The organism is Alkalicoccobacillus murimartini (assembly GCF_030813245.1).
GTDB lineage: Bacteria > Bacillota > Bacilli > Bacillales > Bacillaceae_D > Alkalicoccobacillus > Alkalicoccobacillus murimartini.
This window is the reverse complement of sequence record NZ_JAUSUA010000002.1, coordinates 804,612-827,619: the sequence shown is the minus strand read 5'-3', so window position 1 is coordinate 827,619 and position 23,008 is coordinate 804,612. Positions and strand designations below refer to the sequence as shown.

19 protein-coding genes are annotated in these 23,008 nt (G+C 39.4%); 7 read left to right on the top strand and 12 right to left on the bottom strand.

Annotation, left to right across the window (positions count from 1 at the left end):
• Window positions 1-72 precede the first annotated feature (72 nt).
• Window positions 73-1,317 carry an ROK family transcriptional regulator gene (locus J2S05_RS10460; protein ID WP_306982521.1) on the bottom strand — a complete coding sequence of 415 codons (1,245 nt, stop codon included), beginning with the start codon at window positions 1,315-1,317 and terminating at the stop codon, window positions 73-75.
• Window positions 1,318-1,675: 358 nt separating this feature from the next.
• On the opposite strand from J2S05_RS10460, the gene J2S05_RS10455 reads away from it, so the two are divergent.
• The 4 genes from J2S05_RS10455 (at window position 1,676) to J2S05_RS10440 (ending at window position 5,957) form a co-directional block, all read left to right on the top strand.
• A complete protein-coding gene (locus tag J2S05_RS10455) occupies window positions 1,676-3,106 on the top strand; it encodes an ABC transporter substrate-binding protein (RefSeq protein WP_306982519.1) in 1,431 nt (476 codons plus the stop codon).
• 75 nt (window positions 3,107-3,181) lie between these two features.
• Window positions 3,182-4,168, top strand: a complete 987-nt coding sequence (locus J2S05_RS10450; protein ID WP_306982517.1) for a carbohydrate ABC transporter permease — start codon at window positions 3,182-3,184, stop codon at window positions 4,166-4,168.
• Window positions 4,168-4,998 carry a carbohydrate ABC transporter permease gene (locus tag J2S05_RS10445; protein WP_306982515.1) on the top strand — a complete coding sequence of 277 codons (831 nt, stop codon included), beginning with the start codon at window positions 4,168-4,170 and terminating at the stop codon, window positions 4,996-4,998. The genes J2S05_RS10450 and J2S05_RS10445 overlap by 1 nt, the downstream gene beginning before the upstream one ends.
• 200 nt (window positions 4,999-5,198) lie before the next feature.
• Window positions 5,199-5,957 (top strand): hypothetical protein, encoded by a 759-nt coding sequence (locus tag J2S05_RS10440; RefSeq protein WP_306982513.1) that lies wholly within the window; start codon window positions 5,199-5,201, stop codon window positions 5,955-5,957.
• Between the two features lie 37 nt (window positions 5,958-5,994).
• Here the strand turns inward: J2S05_RS10440 and J2S05_RS10435 are convergent, their stop codons facing one another.
• Window positions 5,995-6,444 carry an Rrf2 family transcriptional regulator gene (locus J2S05_RS10435; protein ID WP_370873627.1) on the bottom strand — a complete coding sequence of 150 codons (450 nt, stop codon included), beginning with the start codon at window positions 6,442-6,444 and terminating at the stop codon, window positions 5,995-5,997.
• Between the two features lie 175 nt (window positions 6,445-6,619).
• On the opposite strand from J2S05_RS10435, the gene hmpA reads away from it, so the two are divergent.
• Complete coding sequence (gene hmpA, locus J2S05_RS10430; RefSeq protein ID WP_306982511.1) at window positions 6,620-7,789, top strand: NO-inducible flavohemoprotein; 1,170 nt, start codon at window positions 6,620-6,622, stop codon at window positions 7,787-7,789.
• A gap of 355 nt (window positions 7,790-8,144) precedes the next feature.
• On the opposite strand, the gene J2S05_RS10425 is transcribed toward hmpA, so the two are convergent.
• The gene (locus J2S05_RS10425) at window positions 8,145-9,512 is read right to left on the bottom strand and encodes an acetamidase/formamidase family protein (protein WP_306982510.1); all 1,368 of its coding nucleotides are present in this window, start codon (window positions 9,510-9,512) and stop codon (window positions 8,145-8,147) included.
• Between the two features lie 158 nt (window positions 9,513-9,670).
• Between J2S05_RS10425 and nagA the strand changes: the two genes are divergently transcribed.
• Window positions 9,671-10,858: an N-acetylglucosamine-6-phosphate deacetylase gene (gene nagA / locus J2S05_RS10420; RefSeq protein ID WP_306982508.1), complete on the top strand. Its 1,188-nt coding sequence runs from the start codon at window positions 9,671-9,673 to the stop codon at window positions 10,856-10,858.
• Between the two features lie 124 nt (window positions 10,859-10,982).
• Here the strand turns inward: nagA and J2S05_RS10415 are convergent, their stop codons facing one another.
• The 9 genes from J2S05_RS10415 to J2S05_RS10375 all read right to left on the bottom strand — a co-directional run bounded on the left by J2S05_RS10415 (window position 10,983) and on the right by J2S05_RS10375 (window position 21,323).
• Window positions 10,983-11,960, bottom strand: a complete 978-nt coding sequence (locus J2S05_RS10415; protein ID WP_306982681.1) for a pectate lyase family protein — start codon at window positions 11,958-11,960, stop codon at window positions 10,983-10,985.
• A gap of 259 nt (window positions 11,961-12,219) precedes the next feature.
• Window positions 12,220-13,101 (bottom strand): fumarylacetoacetate hydrolase family protein, encoded by an 882-nt coding sequence (locus J2S05_RS10410; protein WP_306982506.1) that lies wholly within the window; start codon window positions 13,099-13,101, stop codon window positions 12,220-12,222.
• A 122-nt stretch (window positions 13,102-13,223) separates the two neighbouring features.
• Window positions 13,224-14,054, bottom strand: coding sequence for a BglG family transcription antiterminator LicT (licT, locus tag J2S05_RS10405; RefSeq protein WP_306982503.1), 831 nt, complete (start codon window positions 14,052-14,054; stop codon window positions 13,224-13,226).
• A gap of 54 nt (window positions 14,055-14,108) precedes the next feature.
• On the bottom strand, window positions 14,109-15,557 hold the full coding sequence (locus tag J2S05_RS10400) for a glycoside hydrolase family 1 protein (protein ID WP_306982500.1): 1,449 nt from the start codon (window positions 15,555-15,557) through the stop codon (window positions 14,109-14,111).
• Window positions 15,554-17,452, bottom strand: a complete 1,899-nt coding sequence (locus J2S05_RS10395; protein ID WP_306982499.1) for a beta-glucoside-specific PTS transporter subunit IIABC — start codon at window positions 17,450-17,452, stop codon at window positions 15,554-15,556. The genes J2S05_RS10400 and J2S05_RS10395 overlap by 4 nt, the downstream gene beginning before the upstream one ends.
• A 292-nt stretch (window positions 17,453-17,744) precedes the next feature.
• On the bottom strand, window positions 17,745-18,302 hold the full coding sequence (locus J2S05_RS10390; RefSeq protein WP_306982497.1) for a maltose acetyltransferase domain-containing protein: 558 nt from the start codon (window positions 18,300-18,302) through the stop codon (window positions 17,745-17,747).
• Window positions 18,292-19,488, bottom strand: a complete 1,197-nt coding sequence (locus J2S05_RS10385) for an MFS transporter (RefSeq protein ID WP_306982495.1) — start codon at window positions 19,486-19,488, stop codon at window positions 18,292-18,294. Before J2S05_RS10385 ends, J2S05_RS10390 begins: the two co-directional genes overlap by 11 nt.
• 21 nt (window positions 19,489-19,509) lie before the next feature.
• Window positions 19,510-20,499: an ROK family protein gene (locus J2S05_RS10380; protein WP_306982493.1), complete on the bottom strand. Its 990-nt coding sequence runs from the start codon at window positions 20,497-20,499 to the stop codon at window positions 19,510-19,512.
• Window positions 20,496-21,323 carry a sugar phosphate isomerase/epimerase family protein gene (locus J2S05_RS10375; RefSeq protein WP_306982492.1) on the bottom strand — a complete coding sequence of 276 codons (828 nt, stop codon included), beginning with the start codon at window positions 21,321-21,323 and terminating at the stop codon, window positions 20,496-20,498. Before J2S05_RS10375 ends, J2S05_RS10380 begins: the two co-directional genes overlap by 4 nt.
• 185 nt (window positions 21,324-21,508) lie before the next feature.
• Between J2S05_RS10375 and J2S05_RS10370 the strand changes: the two genes are divergently transcribed.
• On the top strand, window positions 21,509-22,729 hold the full coding sequence (locus J2S05_RS10370; protein WP_306982490.1) for a multidrug effflux MFS transporter: 1,221 nt from the start codon (window positions 21,509-21,511) through the stop codon (window positions 22,727-22,729).
• Window positions 22,730-23,008: the final 279 nt, after the last annotated feature.

Here is a 23,008-nt window from a genome sequence, read left to right as displayed (position 1 = left end):
ATCAATTTTATTCTGAAAAATTAAATTAAAAGATGACTATATGTAATATGCGGAAAGAGGATTGTAAACGAATTAACTATTTACCTTTGTAGATTGTATATTAAGAGATTCAAGAGTGACCTGGCTGTTGAATAATTTATCGATCCAGAGAGAAGCAGCCCCGATAACGTCACGATGCTCTCCTAAATTCGATTTTAGGACCTCAAGATGTCTTGTATTTGATTTGATCGAATGATCTAGGATTGCTTTTTTAAATGGTTCAAAAAAAGTGTCTTCTGAACGAAGCAGGCCTCCAGTAAGGATTATTCGATCTGGATTTAAGATATTTATTAACCCTGATACACCTTTCCCTGTTAATGTACCTGCCCTAGAGATAAGTGAACATGAAAGCTCGTCATTTAACAGAGCGGCATCATAAAGGTGGTTAATCCTAATGGATTGTACATCTCCTGCAATGTCTTTAGCTATCGAAGCGACACCTGAAGATATGTGTGAAGTCAGATGACGTAGGATTGAAGGCTCACTAGCAAACATTTCGAGACAGCCATCGTTACCACAAGGACAAGTAGGACCATTTTCTTCAATTGTTGTGTGACCAATTTGTCCTGCTGCATGATGAGACCCTCTAAAGACACTATTGTTCATGTAGATTCCAGCACCAATCCCATAATCTACATTTAAAGTAACTGATGTTTGACCTTCCTTTGCGCTTCCAAACCATCTTTCTCCTATCGCCATAGCGTTACAATCATTATCTACAAGTATAGGGTACGAATACGATTTTTTTAATTCTTCAACAATTGGATAGGATCTCCATGATAGTTGTGGAGGAAATACAAGTAATCCTTCATCAATGTCTACAATACCGTGAACACCAATGCCTAATCCTAAAATGTGATACCTGTCATGCTGGCATTGATCAATTAATTTCCTCACATATTCCATCGCTTGATCTGGAGCTGAGTTAGGAGGTAGAGAAGCTTGATAGATCTTTTGGATTTGTCCATTCAGATCGATAATCGATGCTTTGACATGAGAAGTGGCAATGGTTACAGCCAAAACATGAATATTATCTGTTTTCAAACGGAATAGAGACGGAAATCTGCCTCGACTAGTTTTGGTAGGACCTACCTCTTCAATTAATTTATTGTCACATAATGTTTTAATAAAGCCAGTGACGGCGGGAACAGTGAGCTGACTAAATTCTGATAGCTGGGCTTTTGATAATGTCCCATGTTCTTTAAGAAGCCTCAGAATTAGTTTTTGATTGTACGTTTTCATTTGTTCTCGACTAAGTTTCGCGAAAAAATGTGACATACTGGCCTCCTTGAAAGAATTTTTAACCATATCATATCATATATCACATATAATAAAATAACTTAAAAATATACTTGACTTAGTAAAGTTAGTTAAACTAAGATATACATATGAAAGCGTTATCAATGAAAAGACGATAAATACAGCAATTATTGAGGAAACGGGGGAATGTAGATAACGGTTAAACAAGCTATGAGAATGCAACTGGATAGTAGTTAGTAGTTCTGCATGAAGGATCAAAACCGTACTCCTCTTATTATTGTGTTTATTAACTTTTTAGTAGTATGACAACGATTGAATAATATAGTCAGAATTTAGAGATAGATCTATTAATCTATTGTTAAGGAGATTGATGATAATGAAAATGACAAAAACGTCATTAACTTTGTTTGGATTTGGAATTGGATTATTAGCGTTAACAGCTTGTGGTGGTGAGGATGCTGGTTCAGAGAATGGGGACGTGACCCTTACACTTTGGAATAGATATCCTGAACTAAGAGTACCATTTGATGAATTGATTGCTAACTTTGAAGAAGAACATCCAGGGATAAAAGTAGAAAAACAGGATTTACCTCTAGGTAGCCATGAAGCACAATTCCAAACAGCTCTTTCTGAGAATCAGCTTCCGGATATGTTTACGACTGCAGCCGACTTAAAAGAGTTAGTAGACATTGAAGCGGTACATAGTCTAAATGAGGTCTTTACTCAAGATGTAAAAGATCAATTTTACGAAGGAACATGGGCAGAGAATATGACTGAACTAGAGGGCGAAGTATATGTCTTCCCATTCGTTTCTCCTCAAAGTGGGGCATATATCCTTTACTACAACACAGATGTGTTTGAACAGTTAGGACTTACTGAAGAGGATGTTCCATCTACTTGGGATGAGTTTGAGGAACTTGGAAAATTCATTTATGAAGAATCAGATGGAGCCATTCATGGACTTTCATGGAACAATGAATCTTGGTCAAACGATGGCATCGTTAATATGATGGCAACGGCTATCTCTCCAAATACTCCTTGGAGATTTGATTTCGAGACAGGTAAGCCAAGCTTCGCCACTGAAGGTATTTTGGAATCAGCAGAATACCTTAAGAAATTGTTCGATGAAGGCGTAATGACACCAAATAGTATGGAAGTAGATACTGCGGCAGCGGAGGCAAGCTTCATTGCTGGTCAGTCGGCCTTTTGGATAAGCGGAAACTGGACAGGGACTCAACTAGTTAATAGTAACCAATTTGAAAATTGGGGTGTCGCTCCTATTCCTACAAAGAACGGAGATCCTTACTATTATCCTGCAGGAAGACAAGCGGATGGTATGCATGTTAATCAAAATACAGAGCATTGGGAAGAAGTAAAAGTATTTCTTGAATACTCTCTAGAACATTTGCATGAGGAACTATATATCAAACCAGGTACAGCCATTCCAGCAAAAATGGATGTTGGTGGAGAGGCTCCTTACCCACAATTTGCAGAAATTCAAGAATTAATGCAGCAGTTGGCTATTCCAATTCCGAACCCAGTTCAACGGAACTTAGAAGTCATTGAATTCCAACGAGATAATAGTTCCCGTTTAGACTTTACTGGTGTGGGCGAGCCTGTTGTTGGTTATTTAACAGGAGCCGTTCCTGATATTAAAAGCGAACTAGAGAAAATGGAAACAACAGCAAACGAAGTGTTTGAAGATACATTAGCTGATCACCCTGAGGTATCTGCTGAAGAGTTTGTCTTTCCAAATTGGGAACCCTTCACACCTTATACTTTAGACGACTACGAAGAGTTGGAATAGAGAAGATTCGTTCATGTGCCGCCATTTATATAGAAATGATGATGGCGGCATGTGTTTATAAAAGGAGTGAAAGATGTGAGAGTTCCAGCTGAGATACAGCAGCAGGTAAAACACAAAGGACGTCTAAGTCCCCGAAATAGAAAAAAAGCGATCTGGGCTTACGTTTTCTTAATGCCTCAAATTATCGTTTTTTTTGTTTTATCTGTTTACCCTATTGTCATGAGTTATGTTTATTCATTTTATGATTGGTCTGGAATTGGCCCTCTAAATCGTTTTATTGGACTAAGTAACTATACTCAATTGTTGTCATCAGATCGGTTTTGGCAGGCTTTTATCAACTCTATCTATTATGTAGCCGGGACGACGGTTATAGGTGTTGGACTTGCCTTAATACTAGCCATTATTCTTAACGATTCTCGACTAAAAGGGAAAACATTTTATCGGGCCGTCTATTTCCTTCCAGTTGTAACAACTACGGCTGTTATCGGGATCGTCATGAACAATATATTTGGCTTAAATGGGTTGTTCAACGATATTATGACATCCATTGGTCTAATGGATCGTCCAGTTTCTTGGTTGACGGATGGTATGTTGGCGATGATCTTATTAATTGTGATCGGTTCCTGGAAAGGGCTCGGTATTAATATGGTCTATTGGTTAGCTGGACTTCAATCCATTCCAAATGATCTCTACGAATCTGCTCAACTAGATGGAGCCGGATTCTGGAAAACATTAATCCACATTACACTGCCACTTTTGAAGCCTATGCTTTCAGTTATTCTATTGTTATCTATTGTAGGAGGAATCAATGCGTTTGATTTAGTTAAAACACTGACAAACGGGGGACCTTACTACCAAACAGAAACTCTTGATTTATTTATCTATAATTACGCGTTCTCTTCTGAATTCTCTGGAGGACAAACAAGGATGGGCTATGCATCAGCAGCTGGTGTGTTACTAGGATTGTTCACTTTTGTCATTAGTGTTTTGTTTAGTCTAGGGGCATTTGCAAAAGAGATCAGGCAATTTCGCTCTAATCGGAAGAAAGCGAGGTTGAAATAATGATTTCAAGTAAATTTGCGAGAACAAGCATTCATATCTGCCTACTGATTTTTGGATTCATTTGGATCTATCCTTTTATATGGATGGTTTTATCATCATTTAAAACAAATACAGAATTTTTATCAGGTGGACCTAACCCCATCCCAGCAGAATTTCAGTGGGACAACTATGTTCGTGCATGGACAAGTGCAAACTTCTCAAGTTATTTTGTGAACACGGTGATATTTACAGTTTCAACTGTGCTTATTGTCCTCGTTCTAAGTGCACTAACAGGTTATGTGCTTGGACGTATTCAATTTCCAGGGCGAAAGGTCATTATCTTTATAGTGGTCGCGATTATGTTTATTCCAAAAGGATACACAATCATTCCTTTGTTTAAAATCGTAAGTGCTTTAGGGCTTTCGGATTCTATCTTAGGTGTTATTGTTGCAGAGTCCTCAGGGGCCCATGTTCTCTTTATTCTGTTATTCGCCTCCTTTTTCGCGAAAATTCCAAAGGAGCTTGAAGAGGCAGCTGAAATTGATGGCGCAGGATTTTTACGAACGTTTAGTCAAATTATGTTGCCATTAAGTGCCCCTATCATTGCGACTGCAGGGATTATGCAGTTTATCTGGACATGGAGCTCGTTCCTTATTCCACTTATTTTCACTGCAAATAGACCTGAGCTTCGAACGCTTGCTGTAGGTATGGAGAATTTTGTTGGAACCTATACATCTGATTATGTTGGAATGACGGCCGCTGCAACGATTTCATTAGTACCGGTCATGGTTTTGTTCCTATTAATGCAACGATTCTTTATCGAAGGTGTAGCAGGAGCAGTAAAGTCTTAATTAAAAGAGAATACATGTCAAAAACCATCAACCCGTGTAGGGTGGTGGTTTTTTTGTATGTGAGAGTAATGTGATATTGACCTAAATAGAATTGAATGAGAGTGCGTGGAAATCATACGCTCACTTATTCGCCCTCCTTTGCTCAATGTTTCACATGTGTTAGGATAAAGAAAAATGGAAGAAAGGAAGGGGGAAATGATATGCAGAAAAACTGGATCATTCGCAAGCTATTAGCTGCCTTTTTTTCAACAAGTATAGTGTCTATCATTCTTGCATACGGGTTCACACTGGCAGAAAGCAAGAGCCTACCACATGAATTAGGGTCATCTTTTTTTGGATGGTTTCTCGTCTGTTTCATATATAGTGGTGCTGTTATCTTTGTATATGGTGGTTTGGTCTCGACTGTACTAGAGTTAATTCATACAAAACGAACAAAGATATCTCCTTCACTCTATCTATGCCTACACGTCATGTTTGGACTAGCATTTGGTTTATTTACTCTTGGAGCGGGTACATTTGTTGGCGGTGGAGTAGCCCTCATTTTTGGGTTAATAGATCTTTGGTTAAAGCAGCCTAAGAAGAAGATTCCTAGAAAAAGTGTGACACTTGCTACTCCTATTGTTTTAGTTGCGGGTATAACTCTTGTGTTCGCGATGATGTCTCCGGATCGACCACCTTTTACAAAAGAAGAAGCCATTCTCGCGGCTCATGACGCTCGAAGTGTCGACTATGACCATTTTCCGACAGAAGAAGGTGCGTGGACAGGTGAGATAAATGGATATGATGTAAGGCAAGAAGTAACAGTAGAAGAAACAGAAGACGAAATCTATCTTGTGACGTTCAGAGAAATGTGGGAGAAGGGTGAAGATGAAGGATCGTGGCACTGGTCTTATGAAATTCGAAGAGATGGTATGTCGAGTAAAGGTGGCCATGATGCGACACCTGGTTATTATAAGTAATGGTGGAAGGTGTGGACACAGACATTGCACCTTCCCCTTACTTTGTTTGGCCTTCTTTAAATAACATATACAATTCATTCTTATTCTCGAGTAAATGGGCTAATGTGTATTGGTCTAGCACCGCAATAAAGGCTGATTTGGCTTGGAAAAGGACAGACTTTAGTTTGCAAGAGCAACTAATTAAACAATTGTCCTTATTCGTAAAGCATTCAACGATTCCGAAATCCTCTAGTGAACGTACAAGTTCTCCTATATTAATATCTTCTGGCTTTACAGCTAATGAAACTCCACCGTTTTTGCCTCTCGTTGTATTTAATAATCCTTGTTTTCCTAAGTCATAAACAATCTTTTGGAGATGATTAAGGGATAATTGATAGGCACCCGCAATGTCTTTAACTTGCGCCCGATCGTCTGGTGAAAGGCTGCCAACATAGAGAAGGGTCCTTAATGCATAGTCGGTGTAATTGGTTAATTGAATAAAAATCACACCTTTCTTTGTAAGAGTAAGATGTTAGTAGTATAACATAGGGATTTTCATTCTTTATTCTTAAAGATATCTCGATTTTGTGAAGGGTTTGGTTGTCCTCTTGTTTACCATTCATTACCTAGTAAACTTAAGTTGTATTCTAAATACAACTTTAAAAGAAGAGGTGAACGGAGTTATGTCAAACTCTTTGTCGTCAAATCAAATTGAATTAATTAAAGCGAGTGTTCCCGTTCTTGCTGAGCATGGAACAACCATCACAAAATGTTTCTATGCTAATTTATTCAAAGCACATCCTGAATTATTAAACATGTTTAATCAATCGAATCAAAAGCAATCGAAACAGCAACAGGCATTGGCTAATACACTTTATGCAGCTGCCGCAAATATTGAAAACTTACAGTCGCTTCTTCCAGTAGTGAGACAAATCGCTCAAAAACATCGCAGTCTACAGGTGAAGCCAGAGCATTACCCCATTGTCGGTCATCATTTACTACATGCTATCAAGGAAACTCTTGGTGATGCTGCGACTGATGAATTGCTAAAAGCATGGGAAGTGGCATATGGAATCATCGCAGATATCTTTATGTCTGTTGAGAAAGAGATGTATCTGGAAGCTCAATCTGCAAAAGGAGGATGGGAAGGTTACAGACGTTTTATCGTGAAGAAGAAACAAAAGGAAAGCGACGTAGTGACGTCCTTTTACTTAGTACCTGAGGATGATCAAACACTTCCTGATTTTCTGCCTGGGCAGTATGTCACAGTGAAAGGCTACAATGACAATGATGAGTATACTCACCTACGCCAATACAGCTTATCTGACATGCCGGGCAAGGGTTATTTTCGCTTATCGATTAAACGAGAAGGAACTGTGTCGGAATATATGCATCATCAAGTGGAAGAAGGTGCGGTTGTTGAGTTAACAGCTCCGGCTGGAGAATTTACCATGGATCTAAACTCTGATAGTGAACTCGTGTTGCTTAGCGCAGGTATTGGCGTAACTCCATTATTGAGTATGTTAAAAGGAGCATTACAGGTTCAGCCAGAACGTGCTGTTCAATTTATCCATGCTACGAGGAATGAGAGCACTCATGTTTTTCAAGAAGAAGTGGAGAAGCTAGGTGTTGAACATTCTTCTTTTGAGTACGATTTTCGCTATACGGAGCGTGGGGAAGAAGCGTTAATAACCTCTAATTATCTGAAAAAAATCGTACATGACAAACCTCAGCAATTCTACATTTGTGGTCCGGTTTCATTTGTGAATGAAATGGAGGAATACTTGCACCAAGCTGGAGTATCAAGAGAATGTATTCACTATGAGGTCTTTACACCGTTAATACCAGTATAAATTTTCATACATAAAAACACAGTGGCCACTGTTCGCCACTGTGTTTTTATTGATTATTGTATTTTTCCGTTTGAGAAACTGAGGCGAGATGCGTAGGAAAATGAAAATGCGCGGAAATGGAGGTGCGGTGCGCGAAAAAATTGAAAATGCGCGGAAATGGAGGTGAGATGCGCGGAAAAAACGAAACATGCGCGGAAATGGAGGTGCGAAGCGCAAAAAAATGAAAAATACGCGAAAACCGAGGTGCAACGCGCAAAAATTCAAAAAGCGCTCAGAAACCAAACTAAACCATGCGTATCCTCACACAAAAAAGCCCGCTCAAATCGAACGAGCTTTTTGCTATTTATCATTGTGATCATTTCATCGAAGCTTTTCGTCTGATTGTAAAATAGTAAAAGGCAATCCCCACTAATAGAAGTCCCGATCCAAAAAGTAGCCAGATTGTTGTGTTGGTTGCGGTATCTGGTAGAGCGCCACCCTCTGAATCCTCAGATTGGCTGGAGTCCAAACTGGCTAGTTTATTTTCAAAATCAGCCTTTCTAATCATTCCATGTATACCTTTTGTCTGGTCAACCACTTGAGAGACTTCATAGTCGGTGGCTGCACTTAGATAAGCATAGGCTTTTGCCCGGTCCATTCCTAATTCATCTTCAAGGAAATTAATGGACCTTCTTGTAGCATCCTTCATGGCTTCGTTCAAATCTTCGTCTAGTCCTATTGGAATCCAAAAGTCATCTGTTTCTCCGAATGGATGTGTGAATTCGGAGGCGTTGCCAGGAATGGACTCGTCACCATTTTTTAAGACTGTGAGACGGAAGGTTGTACGTAGAGATGCTTCTAAGGCAGTTAAGGCTACCTCGCCATCCCCTTGGGCAAAATGAGGATCACCGGTGTAGAAAAGTCCACCAGCCACTTCGATTGGTAGATACAGTGTAGAACCTTCTGTCAGATCATTAATGTCAATATTACCTCCAGTATGAGTGGGAGGGACTGAGTGAACGTCATCCTCTGTGTCGGTTGCAACACCCATCATGCCCATAAAAGGATCAATCGGGAATTGAACATCTTCACCTAGAATTTGACCAAACCATTGTCCATCTATGTATTCAATTGGAGTAAATAGTGAAACATTATTATATAATTCAGGGTTGTCAGCACTTGCGCCTTCTTCAGGTCCGTCATTTTCAGGAAATTCTTCAGGCAGTGCTCCCTTATAATGACGGTTTGAGATGACTCCATATGGAACGCGTGGTGTTAGAGAAAGAATCTCGACTTTTAACACATCGCCTGGTTCGGCACCTTCTATTGCAACTGGTCCTGTAACAACATGAGGTCCATGGTTATCAAAGTCGTGATCAATATCTGAGTCTGCAATGGTTTTTGCTTCTTCAAGAATCTCGTCCTCACTTACTCCATGTTCACCAAAATACTCGATCGGATTCCTACCTTGATCGTCTAATATACCTTCATGCGATACCGTATCAACGGTGAGAGTTTCCCCTGAAGTGATCTCCATGACTGGTTCTGAGTTTCGGTTTGGTAAATGCCCCCACGTAATCGTATCAAGTGAAGAAGGAAGAAAATGATCTCCGTCTAGCTTATACGAGTTATCTTTGTTTAATGGAAATGGAATGGATTCTGCTGCTGCCGTTGAAGGATGATAGATGAATAGTGCCAGTGTGCTCATACAAACGATGCTAAAAATCGTACTTTTTGTATTCATGATGTTCCCCTCTCCATTTTTAAGATCTGATAACCGTACCATTTAGAGTACAGGCCGTTATTGGGAAACAGAGATTTTCTAACATTCTTTTAATGGTTTGACTATAAAAACACCAAGTGATACAACCGGTATATACCACTAGATTTATGGAGGCTTATATGGAACAAGTCACGGCCATAATAAACGTTGACCTATACACAGAAAACCAGTTAATAGAGGAAGGTTATCTTGTCTTAGCTGGTGACTCGATTCAATCCTTTGGACCGATGAATCAGTTTGAAGCGCCTGAATTACCTTACGAACTAGTTGATTTCAACCTACACCAGCATGTAAAAGCAGTTCCAGGTTTTATAGATATCCATACACATGGTGCAGGTGGAGCAGACACGATGGACGGTAAGAGGGATTCATTCGATACAATGGCGCGAATGCTAACGCAAGAGGGAACAACAAGTTTTTTAGCCACGACAATGACTCAACGTGTCGAAACTATTACTAAGAGTCTGGAGCAGGCTGGAGAGTACATCCTTCAGCAAAAAAAGGCCAATGGAGCCGAAGTGCTTGGTATCCATTTGGAAGGCCCCTTCATCAATCCCGTTATGGCAGGTGCACAACCGAAGCAACATATTATCCCCTCGGATATCCCCTTATTTCAAAAGTGGCAGCAGATAGCGAAACAGCAAATTAAACTGGTTACATTAGCTCCAGAACAAACAGGCGGGATCGAGTTAATCAGATATTTAGAGAAACAAGGTATTATTGCTTCAATTGGACATTCAAATGCAAATTTTGATGAAGTAGAGATGTCTATTCAAGCAGGCGCAAAGCAGGTAACGCACTTATTTAATCAAATGAGAGGTCTACATCATCGTGAACCAGGCGTAGTAGGAGCTTGTTTTTTAACGGATGAGTTAAAAGCAGAACTTATCGCAGATGGTAAACACGTGCATCCGAGCATTGTAAAACTAACTTTCATGCAAAAAACAGCTGAACAGATCATTCTCATTACGGATTCAATTCGTGCAAAGGGATTAGAAGAGGGGACGTATGATCTTGGCGGTCAGAACGTTCAGGTGAAGGATGGAACGGCAATTCTTCCGGATGGAACTCTTGCTGGCAGTGTCCTACGAATGGATCAAGCGATTAGAAATATGATTTCCTATACAGGATGTTCCTTAGAGGACGCGATTAAAATGGCGTCTCTTAATCCGGCAAAACAGTTACATGTCAGTCATCGTAAGGGCAGTATAGCAGTCGGAAAAGATGCAGATATCGTGATTCTGAATGAACATAATGAGGTGCTGCTTACTTTTTGCCGGGGGCATCTTGTATATAAAAGAATGTGATTCAGGTGCCACTCCGATCAAGTGTTGGGAAAAATGATCATATAGAATTTAACGAATCGATAAAAAGCCGTCCTCCTTTATGCGAAATCAAAGGGAGAACGGCTTTATTTTTTTAGAGCTTATATTATGGTGAAACCTTTCCTACTCCGGCATTTTCTTGTACAAGATTCTTAACCTGACTTACAGGTGTAACTTGGTAGTTGTAAGGCGGGTTATAGGTTGTAGTAGAAGAGGTAGGAATGTCTCCTGTAGATTGACTAAACGTATTATTGATTAAATGCCAATACCCTACTTGTCTGCTATCGCGACTAGTGATTGGATTACGAGCATTCTCAAATACATTCTCTTCAATACGAACTTGGGCTCCCATCCTTGAATTAATCCCTGTTTCAATGATATTGCTGTAGTAGTTACTGAAAATATGGGCTTCACCAAAGCGCACAGAAGGGACACGAGAATTCAAGTTCTCAAAATAGTTATTGTGGAAAGTGATTTTTCTATTAAAAGAATCGGAATCAGACGATCCCATCAACATGCTTTTCCAGCTATCATGAACATAGTTCCAAGAGAAAGTAATGTAGTCGGCATCTCTTTTGACATCAAAAAGACCATCGTAATAGTCTTTATGAACATCTAAGCTGTTATAAAGCTCATTGTGATCTACCCAAATATTTTTGGAAGGTCCCTCAATGCTGATGGCATCTTTGTCACCGGTGTTTACATGGTGTATTTTCAGGTTTCTAATGATGATATTATTGGCACGCCAAACTTTAATGCCAATACCATTAAACTCACCATTTGTTCCTACACCTAATATGGAAACATCATTTACGTCCTTGATGTCAATTTTGCTTGCGGATGTATTGGATGGAGTAATCGTGCCATTCACATAAATCGTCAGAGGTGTATTGCTTGGTTTGTTTTTTAAGGCTGTAATCAACTGAGCTCCTGTTGTAACGGTCACGGTTGTACCACCAGCACCACCAGTTGTACCGCCGTTAAGAGTGGCAAATCCCTGCATGTCAAAATTAGCATTCGTAATGTTAGCGCTTTCATTTTCGGCTTCGACTGGAGCAGTAAACAAACCAAATACTAACACCATTGCAGTGAACACGGAAAAGAATGACTTCAACGCTCATCCCTACTTTCGCCTATTTTATTTTTAAATACGGAAAGGGCGACAGACAGCTACCACAAGTTACACAGCATCTCTGTATTCGATTTATGTCATACGAATAGGCTTCACTCCTTATCTTCGTTATAAATTGAGCTTAGCACATTACATGAAGCAAGATATTGGGAAAATATAATGATAAAAGCCCTCCTAGATGTATGGGATCTGGAAGGGCAAAGCATCTAGCTTATATAATCTTGTTGGTACACGTTCCAATCTTCTCAATACTGACTGAGACAGAATCTCCAGACTTCAAATATACTCTAGCGTCCTTTGGTAAGCCCAGAACGACCCCTTCAGGAGTTCCCGTAAGGATCACATCACCTGGTTTAAGAGTGAAGTGATGGGAGATATAGCTGATAATTTGTTTGCATGAGAAAATCATGTCTGAGGTATTTGATTCTTGTCTGGTCTCCCCATTTACTTCTGTTTGAAGAGATAAATTTTGCGGATCATTAATTTCGTCGGCTGTGACTAGGTACGGCCCAATTGGACAGAAATCATCACACGTTTTGCCTAATAACCACTGGGATGTTTTCATCTGTAGGTCTCGGGCAGAAAGATCATTTGCTGTTGTATAACCAAGCACATAATCTAGCGCCTCATCTTCAGACACTCGGGTTGCGGTTTTGCCTATTACAATTGCAAGCTCTACTTCATAGTCGAGCTCCTCTGTCATAGGCGGTATGGCAATATCATGCCCATGGCCAGTTAATGAATTATTAAATTTGTTAAAGAGTATGGGTACCTCTGGATAGGCAGCACCTGTTTCATCCGCATGGCGACGATAATTAAGGCCAACGCAGATGATTTTTTCTGGATTTGAAAGGACAGGCCCAAACAAGCAATCTTCTTCATTCAGGTAGTATGGACCTGAATCACCAAGCGAATGAATATATTCTTTAATGTGAGGGAGGTATTTCCCTGAATCTCCAATACATTCGCTAATGGATGTCGGGATATTGGCATTTGCATGCTGCTTTACTGCTCTGGATAGGTCAACAATTTTATCATTATGATATACACCGAGCTGAAGAACTCCATTTCGCTCTATATTACATAGTTTCATTGAAATCTCTCCTATCTGATGTAAGTTCTTTGCTTTAGGTAAGGATACCATTTTTTAAAGCTTAGAGCCCTATCCATAATGAAAGGCTCTATCCTCAATTAAATAAAAGAGGATAGAACCTTTTATTGAAGCAAACGATTAAGATGAATCGTTAAGTAGATCTCTTCTTCTCTTGTCATCTTCACCTTACTGATTTTCTCGATATATGATTTTATGACTAATGTACAATCAAATTCCCTTGTAAAGGTAGCCTTTATATTGTCATATAAAAAATGATCATCAGAGTGCAGAGGTCGACTGTCTAACAGTCTTTGAGCTAGAAATTGTAGATGTGTCACAAATCTTGAATAGTTAAGAGAATCTGTATCAAGCTCAATTGAGTAATGATGGTTAATGATCTTTAGGACATCCTTAACCAAATTGGTCATAAAAATTAGATCTTCAATTTTCCCTTCGTAACTTTGGGCATTAACGATGTGAAAAGCGATGTTACCTGCTTCAGCCTCAGGCAGATGAATATCAAGCTTTTCGTTGATCTTTTTAAGTGCCTTTAGACCAATCTCAAATTCTTGTGGGTAAAATTTTCTGACTTCCCAAAGAAGACGATTTTGAATCATAACACCGGATTCGTTTCGAATGACCGCTAAGTGCAAGTGATCTGTAAGTGTAATATAGATGGACTCAAATAACTTTTTCTCTAGTTGCTTTTCGGCCATATCAACAATAGATCGTGTTAGTAATAAGTACTCTGGAGGAGTCTCTTCCATAAGCTTCACTAGCTCTTTTGAAACAGATTGATCCTCCAAAACATATAACTTTTCTATGTTTTCAGGAGAAATGATATTACCGACTTTATTATTATAACCAATGGCTTTTCCCATTAGGATTACGTCTTCTTTGAGTTCATTTTCAGCAAAAACAAGGTTGTTATTTAGAATTTTTATTACCCTCATAACAGTTATTCCCTTTCTTTTAAAGGGACCCAAAATAACAGGTCCCTACCTACTTTAAATATCTGCACCATTTGTTTTAATCACTTGCTTGTACCAATCAAAGGATTTTTTCTTAATGCGTTTCATACTGCCAGTTCCATCATCTTGTTTATCTACATAAATAAATCCGTAACGTTTTTTCATTTCACCAGTTCCAAGAGAAACGGAATCAATGCACGCCCAACTAGTATAGGCGATTAGAGGAACCCCTTCTTTAATGGCCTGTTTCATTTCGCTCAGATGGCTTTTGAAATAATCAATCCGATAGTCGTCATGAATTTCACCATCTTCATTTCGTTCATCCGAAGCGCCTAAACCATTCTCTACAATCATAAGAGGGACTTGATATCTGTCATTTAAAGTGTGAAGTGTATAACGTAAACCGATTGGGTCGATTTGCCACTTCCATTCACTCTCTACAAGGTAAGGGTTCTTAACTCCGCCGAGTAGATTTCCTCCCGTTTGTTCTTGATTAGGATCTGCACTTACACATACAGACATATAATAGCTGAATGAACAGTAGTCAACCGTGTTCTCCTTTAAGAGAAGGTCATCACCGGCTTCTTTTTTGATGGTAATACCTTCTTCTTTAAAGAAGTGGTCGGCATAGGATGGGTACTTTCCTCTATGGAGAACATCCGCACAATAATACACTTTCATCTGCATCTCTCTTGTTGCAAGGATGATATCTGCAGGATTGCAGGTTAAAGGATAGAATGTTAAATGTGTAATCATTGATCCGAATTGAAAATCTGGATTGATTTCTCTACCTTTTTTCACAATCAGTGCATTGGCAATGAATTGATGATGAAGTGCTTGGAAACGGAGTTCTGCATTGTCTTTAGTTAGATTTATCAATTCTCCAGATTCATCATAAATAATCCCGCCAGCTTGATACGCCTTTTGCGAAAGGGTTAAGCAATTCATTTCATTAAAAGGAATCCAATATTTTACGATGTCCTTGTATCTATTAAAGAGAACCTCTGAGTAACGAACATAATGATCAATCATCTCTCTGCTAGCCCATCCGTTAATAGTTTTTGAGAGATGGAAAGGAAACTCGTAATGAGCAATTGTAACAAGTGGTTCAATGCCGTATTTTTGCAATTCTTCAAACACACGATCATAAAATTCTAAACCTGCTTCGTTTGGTTCCTTCTCATCACCATTTGGAAAGATCCGTGTCCAGTTGATTGATAACCGAAACATTTTAAAACCCATCTCAGCAAAGAGCTTAATATCTTCTTTATAATGATGATAGAAGTCAATTGCCTCATGTGTAGGATATCGTTCTTCAGAATCTAGTTCTAATGTAATTCGGCGTTTTTGATGAAGAGAACCACCAGTGTACATATCAAGAGTGCTAACACCTTTACCGTCTTCTAGCCATGCTCCTTCCACTTGGTTTGCAGCGGTAGCACCGCCCCAATAAAACCCTTCAGGAAATCCGTTAGTAGTAGTCATGATTTATCTTCTCCTTTAATAACTGATAATATTGCCTCTCCTTGTGTAACCTTTCCATACTTTAACGATTCAACAATTTCGTATTCTTGTGTATTCGTGACAATCAGCATGATGGTTGGATCTAAACCTCTTGCTGTAATAGCCTTAGAATCAAATTCAATCAATTTGTCGCCGATACTAACGCGGTCACCTTTGTTAACAAGAGCTTCGAAGCCTTCACCTTTCATAGTGACAGTATCAATTCCGATGTGGATAAGGAGCTCAACACCATCATCAGAGACAATTCCTATAGCATGTTTGCTATCATATAAAGCTGCAATCGTTCCATTTACAGGAGAAGTTAGAGTAGATTCCTCTGTTGTAAAGGCAATCCCTTTTCCCATCATCTCTTGTGCAAACACATCATCGTTTACCTCACTAAGTGACAAGGTCTCCGAGTTCATTGGCGCAGAGATTACTGAACGTCCAATTTTATTATCATTCGCAACATTCCCATTTTGTATAGGTTCGGCTATTGATTTGTCGTCCGTATTCTCTGATTCTGGATCATTGAACCCGATCACAAAGACCATAATAAATGTTACAACAAACGAGATAACCAACGTAATTAAAGCAATAACAAAGTTAGATCCTTCTCCAATAAACATAGGAAGGGAGGCAAGTCCAGGACCAACAGCTACATATGCTTTTAAATTCATTAATCCGGCGAAAACAGCAGCAACCCCAGCACCAACCATCGCTGCATATAAAGGTTTCTTTAATTTCATTGTTACACCGTATATTGCAGGTTCAGTGATACCGAAAGAAGCTGTAATACCAGATGATAGAGAGATTTGCTTCATCCGTTTATTTTTAGATTTTATAGAAACTGCAAATGATGCAGCACTTTGAGCAAAGTTTGAGCAAAGGTGTGCAACTAGAATAAGCATGTCGTAACCAGGATTTGCGATAGAAGATATCATCACTGGAATAAATACTTTATGAATACCTAGAGATACGATGATTGGCATCAAGACTGCTAATATAACAATGGCAATAAAACCAACACTTGTTTGAATGGCTAAAATTCCTTGTGTTAAGCCGTTTCCAAGGAATACGCCGATGGGCCCTAACCCAAGCAAAGCAATAGGTCCAGTTATGGCAATGACGATTAAAGGACTCAAGAAAATCTTCACAGGACCAGGAGAAACCTTATCGGCAAACTTACTAACGTAGGACATAAACCATACAATAAGAATGATTGGAACCACTTGCCCTCCATAATTAGCTGGTGTTAAAGGAATGCTAAATAAGGAAAGTGGATCTCCTGTAGTGAATAGAGCAGTCATATTAGGATGCAACAGAACTGCACTAGCAACAATAGCCAGCGGTGGACTGACTTTAAATTTTATGGCGGAAGAATAGGCAATTAATATAGGTAAGAAATAAAACCCAGCATCCGCTATATTTGAAAGAATGACATGTGTTTGTCCATCTTTCGTAAGAACCCCAGTCATCGTTAATAATACAAGCAGGACTTTCATCATCCCCGCACCCGCAATGACAGGAACGATCGGTTGGAATATACCAGCAATCAAATCGAAGAAGGGACCGATTCCAAACTTCTTTTTTTGCTCTGTCTCAGAGTGGTTTGAGGGATCCTTTTCAGAGATGTTAGCCATTTCCTGAAGCTCTCGGAAAACATAGCTCACATTACTGCCAACAATCACTTGAAGTTGCGCCCCATTTTTAATGACATTTAAAACCCCATCGATTAATTCGATTTTTTGTTTATCTGCATGGTCCGCGTTGTTTAATGTAAATCGAAGCCTTGTAGAACAGTGATATACATTATTTATATTGTCTGAACCACCAACTGCATCAAGGATCTGTGAAGCTAATTGTTTATAATTCATCTATTTTTCTCCTTAGCGAATGTGAGCATTTCCTGATAATAGCCATAAAAAAAGACCTAGATAGAGTAGGAGCTTTGTTTGGTTAAACAAAGTTCTCTTCTATCTAGGCCTTGCCTGCATTATCAGTAACACGCCATGTGTATTTAATTATTGGTATTGTTGTTTTCCGGAATCAACAATGGTGTTGATACCTGCATCGTACACCGTCATTCCGAAAATGTAAACCCTTTTTTAAAATTTTTGAATGCGTTACCAGGGGATGCTTCCATAAAATGAAAGAATCTTAAGGAATCTACTCATTTTCAATCATCTTAATCAATTTCGCTGGATTCCCGCCAACCACAGCATTGTCAGGCACATCCTTTGTGACTACGGCTCCTGAAGCTACGACAACATTATTGCCAATGGTGACACCTGGATTGATAATGGCTCGACCACCTATCCAGACGTTATGTCCAATAGAGACGGGTTTCCCGTATTCCAGACCCGAAACTCGTTCAATCGGATCAAGTGGATGGGTCGCTGTATAAATATGGACGCCTGGTGCAAGCATACAGTTGTCTCCAATTTTTATTTCGCATACATCTAAAAAGACACAGTCAAAATTAGCAAAGAAATTCTCTCCAACATGAATGTTATAGCCATAATCACATTGAAAGCTTCCTTCAATATGTAACGCCTGTCCGGTCGTACCAAACAATGTTTTAATGAGTTTTGTTCGCTCTTCTGGCTCGGTTGCATGATTAAATTGACGAGCGAGCTTTCGAGCTTCATCGTGTTCTACTTGTAGCTCTTGATCCTGAGGATTATATCGTTCTCCTGCTAGCATTTTCTCTTTTTCAGATTTCATCTTGTTCTCCCTTTTCAATAAGTCGTTTTCTAAAACCAAAGATTAAAAGCATAAGAATAGCCATTATTACAGAAAATCCAAATAACGTCCAAAGAGTTACTTCGACGGGATATTGATCAAGCAAACTTCCTGTCAGTCTTGGTAAAAAAGCCCCGCCTAATCCACCCATTGCGATGAGTAAGCTTGTTGTTCGATCTTCTAAACCGGGAATGCCTTCATTTAGGACAAGTAATCCTAGTGAGAAGATTCCTCCCATCAACAATCCTGCGAAGAAGATCACAATAAAACTGATGATGTAATGGGGAGAAGCCGCAAACAATCCAAGTGTAACCAACTGACCAATAACGGTGATTACAAATAATCGACTGATCCCAATCCTCTCTATTGTAAAAAACATGATGAAGCGTCCAATGGTCATGGCTCCCCAAAAGACAGTAATGCTTATAGCTAAAATGGCAGGTGTGAGATCCGATGTCATTGACAAAATCGATGGTAGATAATTAGGGAATGTCATCTCCACACCAACATATAAAAAGAAAAAGAATGAACCCAGTACGATTAAAGGCCAGGTGACTTTTGGGTATGATAGCTTGATTGGAGCTGGTGCGTCTTTGTCGACAAGCTCCTTTTTAAATAAAGGCTCATACTCATCGAACCGTAGAAACATCCATAAGAGTAAGCAAGTGAATACAATAAGACTAACGACCACAAAAATCATATTCCACTCGCCACGTGCTATAAAAAAGGCAGCAAGAGCAGGTATGACAAGTGCACCGACACCAAAAAACACCTCTGTTAGCACCATAATGGAGGCTTTCTTTTCTTTAAGCTTCCCAATAATCATTCCGGCTAAAACTGTCTCAATCATACCGAATCCAGCTCCACCAAACGGGATAATGATTAAGAGGATCTCCCATGGGATTAGGAAAAATAATGCAAGTTGAGATACGGCAAAAAGTGATAGGGCAAGTAATAGAATCGCTCTTCTCCCAATACGTTTAACAATAAAAGGAGCGAGCAGTACACCCACTAAAAATCCTAAAAATTGATTCATAATGAGCTGACCACCGTCACTATAACTTAGTTCATAGTGACGAATCATTGGTTCAAGGACAGAGCCTATGATGATGTGACCAAAGCCTGTAAGTAGGTAGGCAAAGCAGGCCATCCAAATGAGTTTTCTCATATAATCCCCCGGTGAGTTTGTTTATTTTATAATGGGAGGATTCAACTCTTCTAAAGCAAGTGCTTGTATCCCCTCATGAAAATCTTTTGAAAAAGAACGAGACAAGATCACTTGTGGGACAGATGCCATCTCATGTTCATTTTGATAGGTGTTCCAAGAAGAGATCCACTCCTCATCAGATACGACGTTTTGATAAAAAACAATTTTATCAGGAGCCAAGACAGCGTTCAGAGTCTGAATAACATGACATGTGACCTTGATAAATTCTGTTGGGTTCCAATGCCCCGTCCAGTCAACATCCATAGGAAGAAATTTAATCTCTCCAGCCATGCCGTTTCTCCCTTTTACTACGGATCCGTTTAAATGAATGCCAACACCAGGTGGGTACTTATCTGGGAAGTAAATGCCGATAACGCAGTCACTTTGTCCCTTATCTTCTGAAGCAAAGTAGCCACTGACTGCCGCATTTACATCATTTTCAATCAAAACAGGCAGACCGAATGTTTCTTGAATCGAATCAGCCATTCGTATGCCCTTTAATGTTTCATGACTGCTTACGGTGATTTCTCCATTTACTACTTGGCCTGGAATCCCAATCCCGATCATTTTTACAGCAGGATACGCGTTTATGAGTTCGGCAATAATCTGCTCAAAATGGTGTAAGTCAAATACAGGAATTTGATGCTCTTCTCTTTTTAATGTGTCACCATTCAAGTTAACAATTGAAGCAACAACCTCATCCTTCCAATGGTTCTCATTAAAGAGTAAAACTAAAGCCAAGCTGTAATTATAGTTAAATCGGTACGTTAGAGCAGGACGCCCGCCATTTGAAGGCACGGTTTTGTCTTCATACACTTCACCTCGAGCCAAGAGCTCTTTTACAAGAGAGTTAATCGTGACAACACTTAGACTTGTGGCTTCTGCAAGTTGAGGTTTTGTTGCTATTCCATGCTTCTGTAAGATACCGCGTACTTTATTTAAGTTGAGCTCTTTTACGATATTTCCATTCATATAATGTATCTCTGCACGATCTCTTTGACTTCTTCAATACCTTGCCACATGTCATTGGGTCCATCATATACAATCGTTAACGGTCCATCATAGTTGGCTTGCTCAACTAGATCTAAGCATTGCAGAAGTTCAGATTTATTTATACTTCCATCTTTATTACTAAGAGCCTTTACATGAATGGATGTACTATTTGGGATGGTTTCACTAAGTGACTGAAATTTTGAAGGGCCACTAAAGTTTCCAAAATCACTGATTAAACCAGTGATATCCGTCTGCTCATACAAAAATAAGCAATTCTCTGATGTGGAGGTTAAGGAATGAAAATTCTCTGTTAAAACACCTACACCCTTTTTCTTGGCATACGCACATAATTCCATCAGCTGAAGCGCGGCAAGTTGTAAAGCCTTTTTATCGTCCGGCTTTGCATCTCCTCCTATCACACGTACATTCTCCGCACCAACTTTGGAAGCGATATCAATCCAGCTTTTTATAAAATCCATATCTCGTTTGCGTCGAACAGGGTCTTCGTTTGTGATGTCGCCATAATCGATTAACAGATTATAAAAACGAATTCCGGCTTTTTGGGTAGCTTTATGTAGCTTCTTAAGGTACTCTGTGTCTGTAGAAGGAACGTGCGGATGAATGATTTCCATAGCTTGAAAGCCTTTTTCAGCTAATAACGCAGGTAAATCAAGCAAGCTATGAATCTCAGGCTGTTCATCAATGAAAGTCTCAATGTCTTTTTTTTGTTGATTCCACTTCGACCAATACAATGGACCGAGAAGTCGATTTAAACTCCATGAAGTCAAAGATACATAACGCATAGTGAACAACAACCTCTCATTAAATTTTAAAATATGATTAAGTATGCATTCTCGTTTATACTAGTTTATAGATAATGTCTACTTAATAAAATGACTTTATTAAGTGGGTTTATTAAATTGTATCATCAAAGAATGAATAATCAACAGATATAAATAGATAGATTATTTTTTGGAGAGTAGGGGTTATGTTGGAGCAACAAGTAACTGGAAAAAAACGATTGGGCCTAGCTTTTCTTTTAGGTATGCTGGCAGCATTTGGACCACTCACTATTGATATGTACTTACCGAGTTTTCCTGATATTACAAGAAGTCTAAACACATCGGCTTCGTTAGTGCAGCTTAGCTTAACGGCCTGTCTTCTGGGATTAGCAGCTGGTCAGCTTGTGATTGGTCCTCTAAGTGACTCGCGAGGGCGGAAGCGACCGTTGCTTCTCTTTATTGCGTTGTATGTCCTTGCGTCATTTGCCTGTGCATTTGCACCAAATATTTACTTTTTTATCCTAGGTAGGTTTTTACAAGGGTTTACGGCTGCGGCAGGCATTGTCATTTCACGAGCGGTTGTCCGTGATTTATTTAGTGGTCGTGAATTAACGAAATTCTTTTCACTGCTTATGTTAATCAATGGATTATTCCCTATCATGGCGCCTGTTTTTGGAGCGGCTGTTTTGCTTGTGCCTGGCGCAACATGGGACTGGGTGTTTATCGTGCTCGGTATCTTAGGGATTCTTATCATTACTGCCGTGGCAATTAAGCTGAAAGAAACGCTTCCGGAAGAGAAACGCAGACCAAGCTCGATAGGTGAAACCTTACGAACGTTCAAAGGGTTATTAAAAGATCGACTCTTTATGGGTCTTGCTTTGACTCAAGGATTAATGACTGGTGGAATCTTCGCCTATGTATCAGGTACACCATTTGTTTATCAAAATATCTATGAGGTAAGCCCACAGACTTTTAGCATTCTGTTCGGAGTAAATGGTTTGGGCATTATCTTAGGTACGCACTTAGTAGGGCGTTATGCAGGTATTGTACCAGAGAGAGTATTTTTACGTGTGGGTCTCATCATCGCAGTCATCGCAAGTGGATTTTTATTTATGATGACATTAATTGGTGGGCCACTTATTTCGATTGTGATTCCGATCTTCTTCTTTGTATCAATGATCGGTATGGTTGGGACGACTTCGTTTGCATTGGCAATGGAAACCAAAGGAGAGCAGGCAGGAAGTGCTTCCGCCTTACTTGGCTTACTTCCATTCGGAATCGGAGCAGCAACTGCACCACTAGTAGGTATTGCTGGTGAAGAAACCGCCGTGCCAATGGGATTAATTATATTTGTTATGAGTGCGGCAGCTTTTCTATCCTTTACATTTCTAGCGCGAGGCGGGCGTGGGGAAGAGCAACAAGGGTAGTGGGATGACATCATAAAAACCGAAGCATTGTGCTGTTTAATGAGCATAATGCTTCGGTTTTTTGTTCAGGAAGTGAGTGTGATTTTATTGAATTTCTTCCTTGATTATCATTATACTGTACTCACTAGACCCTTATGGAGGTGCTTGAAATGAACGTCATCTTTTTTATTGTTTCGGTAATAGTTACTTTGTTTCTTCTATTTATTGTAATAGAAAAAGCCGTGCAAAGAGGGATTGATTCATCTAAACTGGGCGTAATCATCAGGGAGTACATAGAAG